This window comes from Arenibacter hampyeongensis (assembly GCF_002909255.1).
GTDB classification, from domain to species: Bacteria; Bacteroidota; Bacteroidia; order Flavobacteriales; family Flavobacteriaceae; genus Arenibacter; species Arenibacter hampyeongensis.
Genome location: NZ_PIOB01000004.1, coordinates 244493 through 262329, shown reverse-complemented (window position 1 = coordinate 262329; position 17837 = coordinate 244493). Strand labels below are relative to the sequence as shown.

16 protein-coding genes are annotated in these 17837 nt (G+C 36.7%); 11 read left to right on the top strand and 5 right to left on the bottom strand.

Features of this window, described 5'->3' with window-relative positions:
• Positions 1-37 precede the first annotated feature (37 nt).
• The 8 genes from CWD91_RS11945 to CWD91_RS11910 all read left to right on the top strand — a co-directional run bounded on the left by CWD91_RS11945 (position 38) and on the right by CWD91_RS11910 (position 7669).
• Entirely contained in the window at positions 38-721 is a 684-nt protein-coding gene (locus CWD91_RS11945) for an SGNH/GDSL hydrolase family protein (RefSeq protein ID WP_394335721.1), read from the top strand.
• A gap of 16 nt (positions 722-737) precedes the next feature.
• Entirely contained in the window at positions 738-1838 is a 1101-nt protein-coding gene (locus CWD91_RS11940; protein WP_103441187.1) for a family 20 glycosylhydrolase, read from the top strand.
• Positions 1839-1945: 107 nt separating this feature from the next.
• Positions 1946-2953, top strand: coding sequence for a glycosyltransferase family 2 protein (locus tag CWD91_RS11935; protein WP_103441186.1), 1008 nt, complete (start codon positions 1946-1948; stop codon positions 2951-2953).
• Positions 2954-3083: 130 nt separating this feature from the next.
• On the top strand, positions 3084-5006 hold the full coding sequence (locus tag CWD91_RS11930; protein WP_103441185.1) for a BatA domain-containing protein: 1923 nt from the start codon (positions 3084-3086) through the stop codon (positions 5004-5006).
• Complete coding sequence (locus CWD91_RS11925; RefSeq protein WP_192877663.1) at positions 5003-6256, top strand: dihydroorotase; 1254 nt, start codon at positions 5003-5005, stop codon at positions 6254-6256. The genes CWD91_RS11930 and CWD91_RS11925 overlap by 4 nt, the downstream gene beginning before the upstream one ends.
• A gap of 25 nt (positions 6257-6281) precedes the next feature.
• Positions 6282-6599 carry a DUF4870 domain-containing protein gene (locus tag CWD91_RS11920; RefSeq protein ID WP_103441183.1) on the top strand — a complete coding sequence of 106 codons (318 nt, stop codon included), beginning with the start codon at positions 6282-6284 and terminating at the stop codon, positions 6597-6599.
• Between the two features lie 82 nt (positions 6600-6681).
• Entirely contained in the window at positions 6682-7008 is a 327-nt protein-coding gene (locus tag CWD91_RS11915; protein WP_103441182.1) for a hypothetical protein, read from the top strand.
• A 1-nt stretch (position 7009) separates the two neighbouring features.
• Positions 7010-7669, top strand: coding sequence for an alpha/beta hydrolase (locus CWD91_RS11910; RefSeq protein WP_103441181.1), 660 nt, complete (start codon positions 7010-7012; stop codon positions 7667-7669).
• Here CWD91_RS11910 and CWD91_RS11905 read toward each other — a convergent pair.
• The gene (locus CWD91_RS11905) at positions 7666-8160 is read right to left on the bottom strand and encodes a hydrolase (protein WP_103441180.1); all 495 of its coding nucleotides are present in this window, start codon (positions 8158-8160) and stop codon (positions 7666-7668) included. The two genes, CWD91_RS11910 and CWD91_RS11905, sit on opposite strands and share 4 nt — an antisense overlap.
• Positions 8161-8229: 69 nt before the next feature.
• Entirely contained in the window at positions 8230-9006 is a 777-nt protein-coding gene (locus CWD91_RS11900; RefSeq protein WP_394335720.1) for an MBL fold metallo-hydrolase, read from the bottom strand.
• Between the two features lie 76 nt (positions 9007-9082).
• Between CWD91_RS11900 and CWD91_RS11895 the strand changes: the two genes are divergently transcribed.
• A complete protein-coding gene (locus CWD91_RS11895; protein WP_103441179.1) occupies positions 9083-10543 on the top strand; it encodes a nicotinate-nucleotide adenylyltransferase in 1461 nt (486 codons plus the stop codon).
• Between the two features lie 74 nt (positions 10544-10617).
• Here CWD91_RS11895 and bcp read toward each other — a convergent pair whose 3' ends face one another.
• A complete protein-coding gene (gene bcp, locus CWD91_RS11890) occupies positions 10618-11067 on the bottom strand; it encodes a thioredoxin-dependent thiol peroxidase (RefSeq protein WP_103441178.1) in 450 nt (149 codons plus the stop codon).
• Between the two features lie 87 nt (positions 11068-11154).
• On the opposite strand from bcp, the gene CWD91_RS11885 reads away from it, so the two are divergent.
• Positions 11155-11820, top strand: coding sequence for an endonuclease III domain-containing protein (locus tag CWD91_RS11885; protein WP_103441177.1), 666 nt, complete (start codon positions 11155-11157; stop codon positions 11818-11820).
• Positions 11821-12052: 232 nt separating this feature from the next.
• Here CWD91_RS11885 and CWD91_RS11880 read toward each other — a convergent pair whose 3' ends face one another.
• Together CWD91_RS11880 and CWD91_RS11875 are read right to left on the bottom strand one after the other, a co-directional pair.
• Positions 12053-12634 carry an RNA polymerase sigma factor gene (locus tag CWD91_RS11880; protein WP_103441176.1) on the bottom strand — a complete coding sequence of 194 codons (582 nt, stop codon included), beginning with the start codon at positions 12632-12634 and terminating at the stop codon, positions 12053-12055.
• A 1391-nt stretch (positions 12635-14025) separates the two neighbouring features.
• A complete protein-coding gene (locus tag CWD91_RS11875) occupies positions 14026-14607 on the bottom strand; it encodes an RNA polymerase sigma factor (protein WP_103441175.1) in 582 nt (193 codons plus the stop codon).
• Positions 14608-14852: 245 nt separating this feature from the next.
• Here CWD91_RS11875 and uvrA point away from each other — a divergent pair, with 245 nt between their 5' ends.
• Positions 14853-17636, top strand: coding sequence for an excinuclease ABC subunit UvrA (gene uvrA / locus CWD91_RS11870; RefSeq protein WP_103441174.1), 2784 nt, complete (start codon positions 14853-14855; stop codon positions 17634-17636).
• Positions 17637-17837 lie beyond the last annotated feature (201 nt).

Here is a 17837-nt window from a genome sequence, read left to right as displayed (position 1 = left end):
ATAATCATTTTTAACCATTTTTACAATTATGAAAACCATGAAGCTATCCATTGCCCTCTTTGTACTGACCATTTTTACCATAAATACTAGTTTTTCGCAAGATTGGCCAAATCTGGATCACTTCTCCGAAGACAATAAGATAATAGGGCCGCCCAAAGCTGATGAAAATCGCGTTGTATTCATGGGCAATTCCATTACCATTGGTTGGATAAATAAGAGACCGGAATTCTTCAGGGACAAACCCTATGTCAACCGCGGTATTAGCGGACAGACAACGCCCCAAATGCTCTTGCGCTTTAGACAGGATGTAATAGACCTAAAACCCAAAGTAGTGGTGATTTTAGCGGGAACCAACGACATTGCAGGAAATACCGGGCCTTCCAGCTTGAAAATGATAGTGGACAATATTAAATCGATGGCAGAACTGGCGAAAGCCAATGGAATTAAAGTTATTATCTCCTCCGTCCTCCCTGCATTTGATTACCCTTGGAAACCAGGATTACAACCCAATGAAAAAATACCGGCCTTAAACAGCTTGTTAAAAGACTATTCCGAAAAAAATAGCCATATTTATCTAGATTATTTCACGGTTATGGTAGATGACCGGAACGGACTACCCAAAAAATATGCATCGGATGAAGTTCATCCTACGACAGCCGGGTATGCCGTAATGGAACCATTGGTCGAGGCTGCAATAAATAAGGCCCTGCTACAAAATTAACTTAAACCTTAATACTATGCGCAAGTTACTTCTCATGGTGCTAGGCCTAGCCTCCTTAGTCTGTAATGCACAGAGCATTTTTGATGTTAAGGGACTCTGTATAGCAGCTCCCAATGCCAGTGGTGTGGCCGAGTTTGTTAAATTTATTGATGAGGAATTAGGTCCCAATGGCATTAACACTCTGGTACTTAGGGTAGATTTTAATTATGCCTATAAATCAAGACCAGAATTAAGAGGGCAAAATCCCTTGTCAGAAGCCCAAATAAAGCAATTGGTAGCGGTTGCCAAAAAACACCAAATAAATCTAATACCACAAGTAAATTTATTGGGACACCAAAGCTGGGCAGAAAAAACCAATAAACTTCTGGACGTATATCCCCAATTTGATGAAACGCCGCACGTTATAATTCCTGAAAAATACGAATGGCCAAATCCGGACGGCCTTTATTGCAAAAGCTACTGTCCCTTACATCCTGAGGTACATAATGTGGTGTTCGACTTAGTGGATGAAATTATTGCCGTTTTTGAGGCCACTGCCTTTCATGCAGGAATGGATGAAGTATTTTACATAGCCGATGAAAAATGCCCACGTTGCCAAGGAAAAGATCCAGCAACCTTGTTTGCCAATGAGGTAAATAAAATAAGTCGGCATTTGGCTGACAGCAACAAACGCCTTTGGATTTGGGGCGATCGATTAATAGATGCCTCTACCTCTGGAATCGGGATGTGGGAAGCCAGCATGAACAATACCGCACGGGCCGTAGACCTTATTGATAAATCTGTGGTAATATGTGATTGGCATTACGAAAAGGCCATACCAACACCTGCCATGTTTGCCCTAAAAGGATTTGATGTTATTGCCTGCCCCTGGAGAAAACCGGAAGTTGCCAAAGAACAGGTTAAAATGATGTATAATTTTAAAGAAAATGCCACCCCGGAAATGAAGGAGCACTTTTTGGGCATTATGCATACGGTTTGGTCTTCTGCCAGCGAATTTATAAAAAACTACCACTCCCAAAAAGTAAAGGAAATAAATCCCACTACCCAAGAAGCCTGCTTTAAGGCAATGTTGGCCGCCATAAATGAATTGGAGACAACGAGTCAAAATTCAAATTAGATTATATGGATACGCATCTTTGAATATAAGGGTAACAACAACAATTCTGCTTCCAAGGTCAACGTCCTAGATGCGATTTTTGCGAGATAAATTTCTATTTTAGGCGGATGAACATGAGAACTATCAGTATTCTTATCCCTTTTAAAGACACCGAGGAATTTTTACCGGTGTGTATACAGTCTATCATAGACCAAACTTATGACGACTGGGAAATTCTGGCGGTCAATGATTATTCCACGGACCAAAGCCTAGAAATTATGCATCACTACGCCAAGATGGATTCCAGAATTAAAGTTCTGAAAAATGAGGGCAGGGGAATTATAGAGGCTTTAAGAACAGCCTATTCCCAATCTAAGGGCTCTTTTATAACCAGAATGGATTCCGATGACTTAATGTCCAAAAACAAACTGGAAACTATGGTGAATGCCCTGGTTATTCACGGAGAAGGACATGTGGCTCTTGGAAAGGTAAAATATTTTTCCAAAGACGGTGTTGGCGGGGGTTATAAAGGCTACGAAAAGTGGTTAAACCGATTAACGGAACAAGGGAAGAATTATTCCGAAATCTATAAGGAATGCGTTATTCCCTCACCATGTTGGATGGTGAACAGAAGGGACTTGGATAGGGTTGGGTCATTTTTATCCAATCGTTATCCCGAAGATTACGATCTTGCTTTTCGTTTTTATGAGCAGGGGCTAAAATGTATTCCCAGTAATGAAGTACTACACCATTGGCGAGATTATAGCTATAGAACTTCTAGAACCAGTGAACATTATGCCCAAAATTATTTCTTGGATATTAAACTCCATTATTTTCTAAAACTTGACTATGAAAAACAACGACCCCTTGTATTATGGGGTGCAGGGAACAAGGGAAAAAAATTGGCCAAAAATCTCATTGAACAGAATATAGTTTTTACCTGGGTATGTAACAACTCCAATAAAATTGGTTTGGATATTTACAATAAAAAAATGGCCCACTATATAGAAATAGACAAGCATGAGGACGCTCTAATAATAATTACGGTAGCAAATAAGGAAGCCCAAGAGTTTATAAGGGAATATTTATCGGCCAAAGGAAAAAATCCGGCTCATGATTATTTCTTTTTTTGTTGACCCCTTTATTTATGTGCATACGTATATATTAAATTTATTTTAATCGGATGTAGAATTAGTCTATATATCAACATTAAAATTAAGACGGCCTCGCAATTCTTTTCTTATATTTGAAAAATTAAATTTAGGAATGCTGTTTAAACATCCGGAACTCCTTTGGGCCTTTTTTCTTCTACTTATTCCTATATTGATCCACCTTTTTCAACTTCGCAGATTTAAGAAGACCCCATTTACGAATGTCAAAATCCTAAAAAAAGTAGTTGCAGAATCAAGAAAGAGCAATACCCTTAAAAAATGGCTCCTATTGTGTACCCGCCTTTTAATCCTTAGCGCCCTAATTACAGCCTTTACCCAACCCTTTATTCCCGGTAAATCCGCACTAAAAAGCAACGAAACAGTAATTTATCTCGATAATTCCCTGAGCATGCAAATCAATACGGGAACAGGTACTTTATTGGAAAATATGGTTCAGGAGATTTTAAAATCAGTTCCCGAAGAAAATAACTTTAGCCTTTTTACCAATAATATAATATACAGGGAAGTGCGGATTGCCGATATAAAGAACAATTTGCTTTCCCTTCCCTATTCCAGCAACCAATTACAGCTGGAAGAAATCTATTTAAAGGCCAGGACTTTGTTCACGAACAGTGAAACCACTCGTAACGACCTGGTCTTAATTTCTGATTTTCAAAAAAGCATCTATTCCACGACCAATGACTCATTGCCAAATATAAATAGACATTTGGTGCAATCATTACCAGAGAAGTTGGTAAACGTTTCTATAGACACCGTATATATAAGTACTGTTTCTTCGGAAAACGTAGATCTAAAAACCATATTATCCGCAAATAACCAAATAGATAATACCCCGGTCTCCCTATATAATGGTGAAAAATTGATTGCAAAAACATCCGCTACATTCGATGAAAACAAAAAAGGCGAGGCCATTTTTACTATCCCGGCAAGCGAGGTTATGGATGGGAAAATTTTAATCTCCGATTCCGGACTCAGTTATGACAATCAACTTTACTTCAACATAAACAAACAAGAGAAAATTAAAGTACTATCCATTGGCGATATCGATGGTAATTACTTGGGGCGTATTTTTACTGAGGACATATTCCTATATTCCAGTTTTAAGGTAAATTCTTTGAACTACAGCTTATTGGAATCGCAAAACTTGATTATCCTCAATGAACTTAATTCTATTCCAATAGCCTTGCAAAATGCATTGCAAGCCTATAAAAATGCTGGCGGAAATTTGGTTGTTATTCCAGGCATCCAAGTGGATATGGATAATTACAATGCATTTCTAGGGAGTTTTTCCAATTCCTCATTGCTAACTTCCGTAATAGAGGAACGAAAAATTAGTGAGATATCCTTTTCCAATCCCTTGTTCAAGAATGTGTTTGAAAAAGAAGTTACAAATTTCCAGTACCCCTCCGTCAATACTTTTTATAATATTAAATCTGGCATGCCTAAAATTCTCTCATACCAAAGTGGTGATCCATTTTTGGTTGGGGAAGACGGTACTTATTTGTTTACGGCATCCATTTCCAAAGACAATTCCAATTTTATCAACTCCCCATTAATAGTCCCAACATTGTACAATATGGGTATGGGCAGCCTGCGGATTCCAAGAATTTACGAAATTATAGGTAGCAAAACCACAGTGGATATACCTGTTAACCTTACAAAGGATCGGATTTTAAAAGTATCCAATGAAAATGAGGAATTTATTCCCTTTCAACAGTCCTTCACCAATAAAACAACCCTGACTTTTGATGATTATCCAGTAACCGCAGGAATCTTTCATATTAGGGACGAAGGAAAGACCATAAAAAACATAAGTTTTAATTTCCCAAGAGTGGAAAGTCAACTTTATTATATGAACTTAAATGAGTTAAAAGGTTATAGCATTAATGACAATGCAGCAACACTATTTCAAAGTATAGAAAAAGACAATAGCATAAACGAGCTTTGGAAATGGTTTGTTATTTTAGCAATGGCATTTATATTTGCCGAAGTTCTTATCCAAAAATTTTTAAAATGAACATACTCTTAAAATCCGCCAAGATAGTAGACCCAACCAACAAGGATCTACATTTAAAAAAGCGGGATATTTATATAAAGAATGGGGTGATAGAAAACATTGCCCCCAATTTGGATGTTCAGGCAAAAACAAAAGTGATCAGTTTCAATAATTTACACGTTTCCATTGGATGGTTCGATTCCAGTGTAAGTTTTGGAGAACCGGGCTATGAGGAAAGGGAAACCATTGAAAACGGATTATACACTGCGGCAAAGAGTGGTTTTACTGACATTGTGTTGAATCCCAATTCCAATCCACTTCCCGATAGCAGCTCTGATATTGTTTTTTTAAAGAATGCTTCAAAACAAAGTGCCACCTCTCTGCATGCACTAGGTACCTTGACCTTAAAATCTGAAGGTGAAAGTTTGGCGGAACTTTATGATATGAAGAGTGCCGGTGCGGTTGGGTATTATGATTATAAATTACCCCTGAAAAATTCTAACCTATTAAAAGTCGCACTTCAATATGCCCATAATTTTGATGGTCTAGTTCATTCTTTCCCTATGGATATGCAGATTGCCGGAAAAGGCATTGTAAATGAGAGTGAAGTATCTACCAGGTTAGGCCTAAAAGGAATTCCCAATTTGGCCGAAGAACTTAATATAGTCCGAGATCTTTTTATACTGGAATATACGGGAGGGAAAATGCACATCCCTACTATTTCAACGGCCAATTCCGTAAAGCTAATAGGGGATGCCAAGAAAAAAGGATTGGATGTTACCTGCAGTGTGGCAATACATAATTTATGTTTTACAGATGCCACTTTGGTAGAGTTCGATTCCCATTTTAAATTGATGCCCCCACTAAGAACCAGCACGGATGCCAAAGCTTTGATCAAAGGTCTAAAGGATGGAACCATAGATTTTGTTACCACGGACCACAGACCTATGGATATTGAGCATAAAAGAGTGGAATTTGACAATGCCTCCGATGGTACCATTGGCTTGGAAAGCGCTTTTGGTATGTTGAATCAGATTTTTGACCTTGAAACCAGCATTTCCCTATTGACCAAGGGTAGAGAAAGATATAAAATTAAAACACCAAGCCTTAAAGTTGGTGAAAATGCCAGTCTTACACTATTCGATCCCAATCCAGAATATACCTTTGAAGAGCAAGACATCTTATCCAATTCCAAAAATAGCTGTTTTCTAGGGAGTAAACTTAAAGGAAAGGTGTACGGTATTGTATCCAACAACCAAATAATTAACTAAATTTATAGGAACTAAAAACTATAAGATGGACCAGAAAACCATAAATGAAGGAAAAACGATGGCAATAGTCAGTTACATTACTTTAATTGGACTACTCATTGCCTTTATCGTGAACAGTGATAAAAAAAACGAATTTGTAAAATTCCATATAGGCCAATCACTAAGGGTCTGGATATTGGCAATTGCCTTGTCCATTGTCCTTGGAATTATAGCCACCTTAATGGGAATGGGTTTCCTAAGAATTTTGCAATGGGCCCCATGGATTTTGGCCATAATGGGTGCAATAAATGCCAATAATGGTAAAATTGAAAAATTGCCTATTATTGGGTCTATTGGAGAATAAAAATTATTATAAAAACATTTAAAGAGGTCTAATTGGACCTCTTTTTTTGTACACAGATTAAACTTGAACTAACTTTACCGCTATGGAAGATGTTATTAAGGAAGGAAAAACCACGGCGATTGTGGCGTATTTAACCATGGTTGGGGCTTTAATTGCCATTTCAATGAATTCAGATCCCAAGAACGAATTTGCCCGCTTTCATACAAGACAGGCATTTGGTTTACATCTTGTTTTTCTTGGCTTTGCCATTTTTTTGAGCAATTGGTATAACGAGTATGCCTGGTATGGCCTTTATGTTTTTTATATTGTATTATGGTTTTACGGCTTTCTTGGCGCCTTAAATAACAAGAAACAGGAGGTGCCTATACTAGGTGCCTATTTCCAAAAATGGTTCACCTTTATATCTTAAAATGACTACAGCTCCCTTATCACTTGAACACCTTATTAGACCATCCAACATCACCTCTGGCAAACCGCCTGTACTATTTATGTTCCACGGTTATGGAAGTAACGAGGAAGATCTATTTTCATTTGCTCCCGAACTGCCTAATGAACTATGTATAATATCTGCTAGGGCACCATATCCCATGCAACCTTACGGCAATGCTTGGTATGCCATTAATTTTGAAGCAGACAAGGGCAAGTGGAACGATGAGGTACAAGCCGTACTGTCCCGGGATAAAATAAAGGTGTTTATAGAGGAAGCCTGTAAAACCTATGGATTGGACGAAAAAAATGTTACCATTTTAGGATTTAGTCAAGGTACAATACTAAGTTATGCCTTGGCACTTTCCTATCCCCATATAATTAAAAATGTAATTGCTTTAAGTGGTTATATCAATGAAAATATCCTTGTTGAAAACTATAAGGAAAATAACTTTGGAAATTTAAAAATTTATGCCTCCCATGGTAGTGTGGATCAGGTAATTCCCGTTTCTTGGGCACAGAAAACACCTGGAATACTAAAAGATTTAAAAATCGACCATGTATATGAGGAATTTCCTGTAGGACACGGTGTGGCACCACAAAATTTTTACTCCTTCAAAACGTGGCTTCAGGATAAAATTTAATTGCTACGGGTATATAACAGATGGTCCATTAATGAAAAATCGACTCCAAGATCATCTTTCAGTTCATATTTGATCAGCACCTCTCCCCAATATTTTCCATCAGAAAAATCGGCCAATATCCATTTGTGGTTTAAAATCTTAATCTTGTTGATTTTAAAATCATTTTCCATCCCCTCATAGGGAATAAGGGGGTTGTCCCCTTTACTTTCATTGGTTTCCAATAGTTTATCCGATATATAAAGGCTTGGATCTCTTAACTTAAGATGGTCGTAGTACGCCAAGGCATCATCATTGTTTTCCAACGAAAAATATTGGTTGTCCAATACTTTTAAGTGCAATTTCTGGATAGAATCTTCCAATTGCACTAGCTGTTCCGATTGGGAGTCGATTTTAGTGTTTTTTGCCTTTACCATATTGCTGGTACTTACAAATTGGTAAAGTGCTATTAAGGAAACAAATATGAATAAATACAGGTAAATTTTATGTTTCATACCTTGGTTTTATCGGTTAATTAATTGTTGTTTATTATTCTAATTGATTCTCAGTAACTTTGCAGTTCCTTATACATCCAAAACTAGGTTGTCATAGGCCAAATGCACATTTTGTGGAAGCTGTTTTTCCACTTCATCATGAAAGCCCAATAAGTGGCTTATGTGGGTCAAATATGCCTTGCCCGGTTTTATGATATCAATAAACTCCAAAGCTTCCTCCAAATTGAAATGTGAATGATGTGGCTCTATCCTCAACGCGTTGACCACCAACGTCTTAATTCCCTTTATCTTTTCCATTTCTACTTTTTCCATACTTTTTACATCAGTTAGATACACAAAGTCCTGTATCCTAAACCCAAAAACCTGCAATCTATTGTGTTGTGCCTCCACAGGTATTGCCATAAGGTTACCTATTTTAAATGGCTTATTATTTTTAATGGTATTGATCTCTACAGCAGGTGCGCCAGGGTATCTATTTTCATCGGCAAATATATAATGGAAGCGCTCTTTAATGGAATTAACCACGCGTTCATGGGCATAAACAGGAATATCGCCCTGCCTGAAAAAAAATGGTCGTATATCATCAATCCCTGCCGTATGATCGGAATGTTCATGGGTAAACAAAATTCCATCAATCTTTACCACATTATTCGTTAGCATTTGCTGCCTGAAATCGGGACCGCAATCTATTACATAATTATAGGAATCCCAAGAGACCATTACCGATACACGAAGCCTTTTATCCTTTTGGTTATTGCTTAAACATACTGGGTGTTTACTCCCAATTACCGGGATTCCTTGCGATGTTCCTGTTCCTAGAAAAGTTATTTTCAATCCATTATCCATTTAATCCAAATTTATAACTAATTTATTTAATTGATAGCTCAAACTTTTTAACTTTGCTACAAGTAAAAAAGACACTATGTCCACTATTTTCAAGAAAGAAATCGCTTTTACCAATGTTCCTTCGATAAAGGCGAAAACCTTAAGGATAAACCTAAATCCTGATATTTATGGCACCTTTTCTGAAATTGGCGCCGGACAGGAGACATCCGGGCATTTTTTTAAGTCCGGAGGCGCTTCGGGAACCATTGCTAAAGCAATGAGCGCATATGATAAAGATTTTAGTGATGCCATTTATGGAATAGAGGAAGACGGAAGATATGTAACCCAGTCCAGGTTGAAAAAAATGTTGGCCCATGAAATGGAAAACATGGACAACAGGATCAGCCGTGAACAACATCCGGACAGATTATTCTTTTCCTACGCCAATACGGTGGCTACCATTGATTTTTCCAAAAGATATAAAGGTCATGGATGGATAGGCATCCGTTATCAGCTAGATCCAAAGCAAAAGGAATTAAATGAAATTATCCTTCATATCCGTTTTAAACAGAATGAGGCGAGACTGCAACAGGAAACTTTGGGAATTGTAGGGGTAAATCTAATTTATGGTGCATTTTATAAATACGACAAACCTAGAAAGTTACTTAAATATCTTTACGACCATATCGACAAGGATACGGTTGAAATAGACATGGTTAATTTTTCTGGACCCAATTTCGCCGAAGTCGATAATAGATTAATGAGTTTGCAACTTGTTAAAAATGATATGACGGACGCCGTAATGTTTGGTCCCGATGGCAATAATCTTTTACCAGCGACCCTTCTTTACAAAAAGAATATTTTGGCCCTGCGCGGAAGCTTTAGACCAGTGACCAATGTGAATATGGATATGTTCAAAAAATCCTATGAGATATTCATTAGGGAACCCAGTGTTGAGGAAGAAAATACCATTGTTATTTTTGAAATTACACTCTCTAACCTCCGGGCTTCCGGTGAAATTGATGAACAGGATTTTATGGATAGAGCAGAGCTTTTATGTTCCCTAGGCCATACGGTAATGATTTCGAAGTTTCAGGAGTACTTTAAACTTGTGGAATATTTTAGTAATTATACCAAGTCCAAAATTGGTCTTACCATGGGGGTAAACAATTTGGTAGATATTTTTGATGAGAAATATTACCGTCATTTGAGCGGAGGTATCTTAGAAGCTTTTGGCAAGTTATTCTTTAAGGACCTTAAAGTCTACTTATATCCCATGCGCAATGAAGAAACCGGTCAGATCATGACCAGTAATACCATCAAAGTGCATCCCAGGATGAAAGAATTGTACAAATTCTTTAAATACAATGGAAAAGTGATGGATATTATTGATTACGATCCCGAAATTTTACATGTTTTCTCTAGGGATGTTCTCAAGAAAATAATCAATGGAGAAGAAGGTTGGGAATCTGTACTTCCAGAGGGTATTGCCGAAATAATAAAAAAGAAGAAACTCTTTATCCGTAAACCGATTGAGGAAGAACAAGCAAAAGTATAAATTATACGTGCTTATATAAAGGAGGCTGTCCCAATCATAAAGATTAAGGCAGCCTCCTTTATAATTACTACTTTTTACATCAACTGAGCAGCATGGTCCTTGGTTTTAACTTTTTCAATAACCTTTTCCACTACTCCATCCCCATCAATGACAAAAGTCATTCTGTGTATACCATCATATTTTTTCCCCATAAACTGCTTTGGTCCCCAAACACCAAAAATATTTAGTAAAGTATGATCCTCATCTGCCAACAAGGGAAATAGAAATTGATACTTTTTCTTAAAACTAAGCTGCCTTTTTTGTGAATCCGCACTTACTCCAAGCAACTCATATCCCTGCGCTTGTAGATCGGTATAATTATCCCTTAAATTACAGGCTTCCGCAGTACATCCTGGAGTATTTGCTTTTGGATAGAAAAAGACGATTAATTTTTTTCCTTGGTAATCTGATAATTTTATATCGTTGCCATTTTCGTCCTTGGCTGTAAATGGGGGAACCTTATCCCCTACTTTTAAAGTATTCATAGTGAAAATTTAAGTAAATTTATAATCTATAACACACCCATTTTAATGGGTGTTCCTTTATTTAAAAGTTATAAAATTACATAATAAATGACGAAAGCTGAAAAAGTAAAATTTGCCATTGAAACTTTACAGTCACTTTACCCGACCATTCCTGTCCCACTGGACCACAAAGATCCCTATACTCTTTTAATTGCCGTATTATTATCTGCACAAAGTACGGATGTGCGTGTCAATAAGATTACACCATTGCTATTTGCAAAAGCTGACAATCCCTATGATATGGTTAAAATGACCGCTGATGAGATTAGGGAAATAATTAAGCCTGTTGGTCTTTCCCCAATGAAATCGAAAGGCATTTACGGACTCTCTAAAATTTTAATTGAAAAATATGACGGACAAGTTCCTCAAGAGATTGAATTATTGGAACAACTTCCGGCAGTTGGACACAAAACCGCGAGTGTAGTGGTATCTCAGGCATTTGGCATTCCTGCGTTTCCAGTAGACACCCATATACATAGGCTCATGTACCGATGGGGATTTTCCAATGGAAAAAATGTAGTACAAACGGAAAGGGATGCCAAAAGATTATTTCCAAAAGAAATATGGAACGATCTTCATTTACAGATTATATGGTACGGACGGGAATACTCCCCAGCAAGGGGATGGAATTTGGAAAAAGACATTATAACCAAGAAAATTGGAAGAAAACCTGTGCTGCAGGCATATTATAAATCAAAAAATCCCAACTCGTAAGGTGGGATTTTTTGTGCTAGTTTAAATTATTTTCGAATTGAACATTATTATATTCAATTATTTGCAATGATTTGGAATAGCCCAATAGGAACTTAATAGTTTCAGGACTTGCTTTCGCAAGTTTACACTTGTTTCGATGCTCAGAGTAAATTTTTTCCATAGGATTATAGTATTGTTATGTTAAGATAACGCCACTATATTGGAAATATTGTACTCTTCGACCTATGACCTGTTAATTCGTTAAAACGATATTATTCTTTTCTATGATTTTTCTTAGATTAATTAGAGCATATCTCATTCGCCCCAAAGCGGTATTAATACTAACACCGGTGTTTTCTGAAATTTCCTTGAAGCTCATATCCCTGTAGATACGCATTAAAAGAACTTCTTTTTGATCTTCTGGTAATTCTTCGATCAATAAATTTAAATCAGAATCAATCTGATCCTTGATAAGCTGCTTCTCTACATTTAGTTTATCATCACCTATTACAGAAAAGATATTAAAATCATCATTGCCCTCGAACATTGGCATTCTTTTGTTCCTTCTAAAGTGATCGATCACCAAATTATGGGCAATTCTCATAACCCAAGGCAAAAACTTACCTTCTTCGCTATAATTTCCCTTTTTTAAGGTTTTAATTACTTTAATAAAGGTATCCTGAAAAATGTCTTCTGAAACATCACGGTCCAAAACCTTAGAATAAATAAAGCTACTAATACGTTGGTTGTGCCTGTTGATCAAAACCTCTAAAGCTTTTTCATTACCATTAATGTAATCCTTTACTAATACTGAGTCATCTATTTGCAGTTCCATACAAATTATTGTTTTTTGGTTAAACTAGGGGGCCTCCCCTTTCGGTTCGGACTTTTTTTTTGTTACTTCTTCTTTAAATGAAGACTTAAAATCTTCTTTGTTGATTAGTAACAGGATAAAAGTATATAAATGCACATGTGAGAAAAAAACTATGTTGTAAAACCCCCATTAATTGATGTCAAATGCCAATTTTCTTATTTTACACATAATAATTGGCCAAAATTGAAGTTGGATGAGCTTGAAGTGACTACTCGGAAGTGTATTTATTATTGTAAGGTTATATATATGATAATTATACCTATATATTAAGGAGTATGGAAACCCCAAAAGTTACACATGAGTATATCCCTTGTCGACGGAGTTCATGCGAAAAATGTAATTGAAAAAGTATATGATATACTTAAATAGGTATTGGTAGAAGTGGGATCAATCCTAAAAGTTGTGTGTGAATTAGAAAAAGATAGGATAGACTTGCCCAGAGTTTGTGTTCTGTTCATTTTTTGCATCGCCCAAAAAACGAACCAAAAAACGCTAGGCCGATTTTCCGTAAACCTACATAATGTAGATAAATCATTATCATTAATTTAATGTCATTGAACATTGTCTTCAAAGCCTATGGTCTGGTTGGTCTTCTTCCGTAGTGGAGATGTCATGGCCGTTAAGAATTATTGAAGCCTTGGAGATAATTTAGGCCATGGCAGCGGTCCATAAAATCCCGAGATTTTAGGGGCCACCTAGTGAAGAAGGGTCTTTTCTTTTGTTTAGCTCATGGCCGGTTATTTTCTTAAATATGAATTCGTGAACCTGCGGTTTCGTTTTATTCATTGCCTGTTTATTTTGGAATAAGGTATTCATGAACCTCCTGCGTCGGTTTCTTTGGACAGCAAAGAAATCGAAGATTCACGAAATCCAATTAAAAACAATAAAAACCACTTGAGTAAAATGAAAGAATAATTTTAACAATAATTTCGTTCGATTTTGCCCAATAAATAAAGCTAAAATCAAAAAACACGAAATATTATGTTCATCCTAATTTTTGAAGAAACACAACAAATAAGTATGATCCCAGAAGTGTCTCAAGTCTTTAAAAACCATTTCCCACTGCTTTATATGGACTAGAAGCAACCAATATTTTAATAACTGGCCGATGACGATTGCCTGAGCAATTGTAATATACTAGTTTAAAGAATGTTCCTGCAGTTCATCATTACATTTAATGATGTGCAGCGATTTAGAGTAATTTAGTAAAAAATCTATTTTCGATCTGCGTGTGGACATTAATGTACATTTGTTCTTATTAGTAACGGAAAATTTCTTCATAATAATATACGTCTATCATCAAATAACGCAAGTGTTATGAAGAAATTAACTAAAGGCGGTTATAAAGCCTATTAATTCGTTAAAATAATATTGTGCTTATCTACAATCTTACGAAGGTTAATAAGGGCATAACGCATCCTACCCAATGCTGTATTAATGCTTACCCCCGTATTTTCGGAAATTTCCTTAAAGCTCATATCCCTATATAAACGCATTTCCAATACTTCCATTTGATCTTTGGGCAATTCTTTGATCAGACTATTTAGATCAAAGTCTATTTGATCTTTAATCAGTTGTCTTTCCGCATTTAGCTTATCATCGCTAATTATGGAGAAAATATTAAAATCACTATTGCCCTCAAACCTGGGCATTCGTTTATTCTTCCTAAAGTAGTCGATAATTAAATTATGTGAAATCCGCATTACCCAAGGTAAAAACTTTCCCTCTTCATTATAATTGCCTTTTTTTAAGGTCCTTATGACCTTAATAAAGGTATCTTGAAAAATATCTTCGGTGGTTTCCCTATCCTGGACTTTGGAATAAATAAAACTGCTAAGTCGTTGATTGTGACGGTTGATTAATGTCTCCAGGGATTTTTCGTCCCCATTCATGTAGTCTCTTACTAATACTGAATCCTCAATTAATAGTTCCATACAAATTACTTTTTTTAGGCTAAAACGCTATACCTGTTTTCTGGGACAAGTGCATTAGAGCAAATAAGATTTTAAAAAAGTAATTGTGTTACGTATAGGCTATTTAGGGTTTATTACGCATCAAATATAGAAAAAAATATTTCGATTCATAGTACTTTCCTGTAATGAATAATATTTTATTGTAAGACAAAGGCTACTAGCGAATGAAATTCACATATTGTATCTTTGCAAACTTAAATACGCATATGGCCACATTAACAGACGTTGATCCCAAATACAATATTATAATTAAAGGAGCAAAGCTTCATAATTTAAAGAATATCGATGTTGTAATACCACGGAATAAACTAGTGGTCATTACTGGATTGTCCGGTTCCGGAAAATCCAGTTTGGCTTTCGATACCCTTTACGCTGAAGGACAAAGACGTTATGTGGAAAGTTTATCCTCTTACGCAAGGCAATTTTTGGGAAAACTGGACAAACCCAAGGTGGATTATATTAAAGGTATAGCTCCGGCCATTGCCATTGAGCAAAAAGTTAATTCTACCAACCCTAGGTCCACAGTTGGAACCTCTACCGAAATATATGACTATTTAAAACTAATGTTTGCCCGTGTTGGTCGTACTTTTTCCCCAATATCGGGCAAGGAGATAAAAAAACATACGGTATCGGACGTAGTGGAACATATTAAGACTTTTAAAGAAGGTACCAAAATGCTTTTGCTTGCGCCCATTAAGGTCAGTGAAGATAGAGACCCCTATAAATCGCTTCAATTGTTTTCCAAGCAGGGTTATGCCAGAATATTGCATAATGGCGAGGTGACCAGGATAGATGAGGATCTAAAGGACGTAGGTCGGGAGTTTGAACTAGTGGTTGATCGCATCATATTTAAAGACGATGAGGATTTTTTTAATAGATTGGGCAATGCCATCGATACGGCCTTTTTTGAAGGAAAGGGCCAATGTATCGTACAGGAACTTGCTACAGGTAAAAACACCCAATTCAGCAATAAATTTGAAATGGATGGAATGCAATTTCTAGAACCCAATGTACACTTGTTCAGTTTTAACAACCCTTATGGTGCCTGTCCAAAATGTGAAGGCTATGGGGATGTTATAGGTATAGATGAAGACTTGGTTATTCCCAATACCTCTCTCTCGGTTTATGAAAACGCTATTTTTCCATGGCGTGGGGAAAGCATGGGATGGTACCGGGATGAACTGGTTAATGTAGCTTACAAATTCGATTTTCCTATTCACAAACCATGGTATCAGTTATCGGAGTATCAAAAACAACTGGTTTGGGAAGGAAACAGCTATTTTACCGGTATCCATAAATTCTTTGCTGGCCTGGAAGAAAAAAGTTACAAAATACAGAATCGGGTAATGTTATCCCGCTATCGGGGTAAAACCAAATGTAGCACCTGTAAGGGAAGGCGTTTAAGGAAAGAGACCGACTATGTAAAAGTTTCAGGGAAATCGATATCCGATCTTGTAGAATTGCCTATAGAAGACCTTATAACTTTTTTTAAGGAAATTAAGCTTAGCCCCAATGATCGGAAAATTGTTGAGCGATTACTTAAGGAAATAGAAAGTAGATTGGGATTTCTATATAATGTAGGACTTAGTTATTTAACGTTAAACAGAAAATCGAATTCCTTGTCCGGTGGGGAAAGTCAACGAATAAATTTGGCAACCTCATTAGGGAGTAGCTTGGTAGGCTCTATGTATATCTTGGACGAACCCAGTATTGGGCTTCACCCAAAGGACACCGAAAATCTAATAACGGTTTTAAAATCGCTTCGGGATTTAGGCAATACCGTAATAGTTGTGGAACATGATGAGGATATAATGAAAGCCGCTGACGAGGTAATAGATATTGGTCCAGAGGCAGGCACACACGGTGGTGAGGTGGTTGCACATGGCACTATGTACGAAATACTGAAATCCAGTTCACTTACGGCTTCCTATCTAAATGGCAAAATGGAAATTGCAGTACCCAAAACAAGAAGACCCTACAAAAATTATATTGAAATTAAAGGAGCGCGGGAAAACAACCTTAAAAATATAGATGTAATCTTCCCTTTAAATATATTAACGGTTATTACCGGGGTATCGGGGAGTGGCAAAAGTACGTTGGTAAAAAAAATACTATACCCCATAATTTTAAAGGAGCTGGGAGGTTACGGAGAAAAAGCAGGGCAGTTTAGTTCCATGGAAGGAAAATTCGGTTCCCTAAAGCATGTGGAATACGTGGACCAGAATCCCATAGGACGATCCTCCAGATCTAACCCCGTTACCTATATTAAGGCTTATGATGATATCCGCAACCTTTTTGCCGGTCAGAAATTAAGCAAATTGAGAGGATATCAGCCCAAACACTTTTCTTTTAACGTAGATGGTGGCAGGTGTGAAAAATGTAAAGGCGAGGGCGAGATTACTGTGGAAATGCAATTTATGGCCGATGTACATTTGGAATGTGAAACCTGCCAGGGCAAAAGATTTAAAAAAGAAGTCTTGGAAGTGAAATTTGAAGATGCCAACATAGACAACATCCTCAATATGACCATTGACGATGCGGTGGACTTCTTTGAAAAAAATAATCAATCCAAAATAGTAACAAAACTAAAACCGCTCCAAGATGTTGGCTTGGGCTATGTAACATTGGGACAGTCCTCCTCTACCCTTTCCGGAGGCGAGGCCCAGCGTATAAAATTGGCCTCCTTTTTGGTAAAAGGAAATACCAAGGACAAGGCCCTATTTATTTTTGACGAACCTACTACAGGTCTTCATTTCCACGATATAAAAAAATTACTTAAATCATTTGATGCCTTAATTGCCAAAGGACATTCCATAATTGTAATAGAACACAATATAGATTTGATCAAATGTGCCGATTACATCATCGACTTAGGCCTAGAGGGTGGAAATAAAGGAGGCCAACTTTTGGCACAGGGTACACCAGAAATCGTTGCAAAAAATAAAATCTCCCACACTGCCAAGTATCTAAAAGAAAAATTACCCCATTAAATACAGGAGATAATTATAGACTCTGATTCAAGTTTAACATTTAGTGTTTCTGTCTCTGGCCAACTTGCACAGCTTACTTATTACTGCTGACTGGTTAACGTTCTGGCCAATGTATACTTTTTACTGAATACTGATTTCTAGTTAATAGATATTTTACTTCATAAATCCTTAAAATAATTACTATCAACTTTATTGAAAACT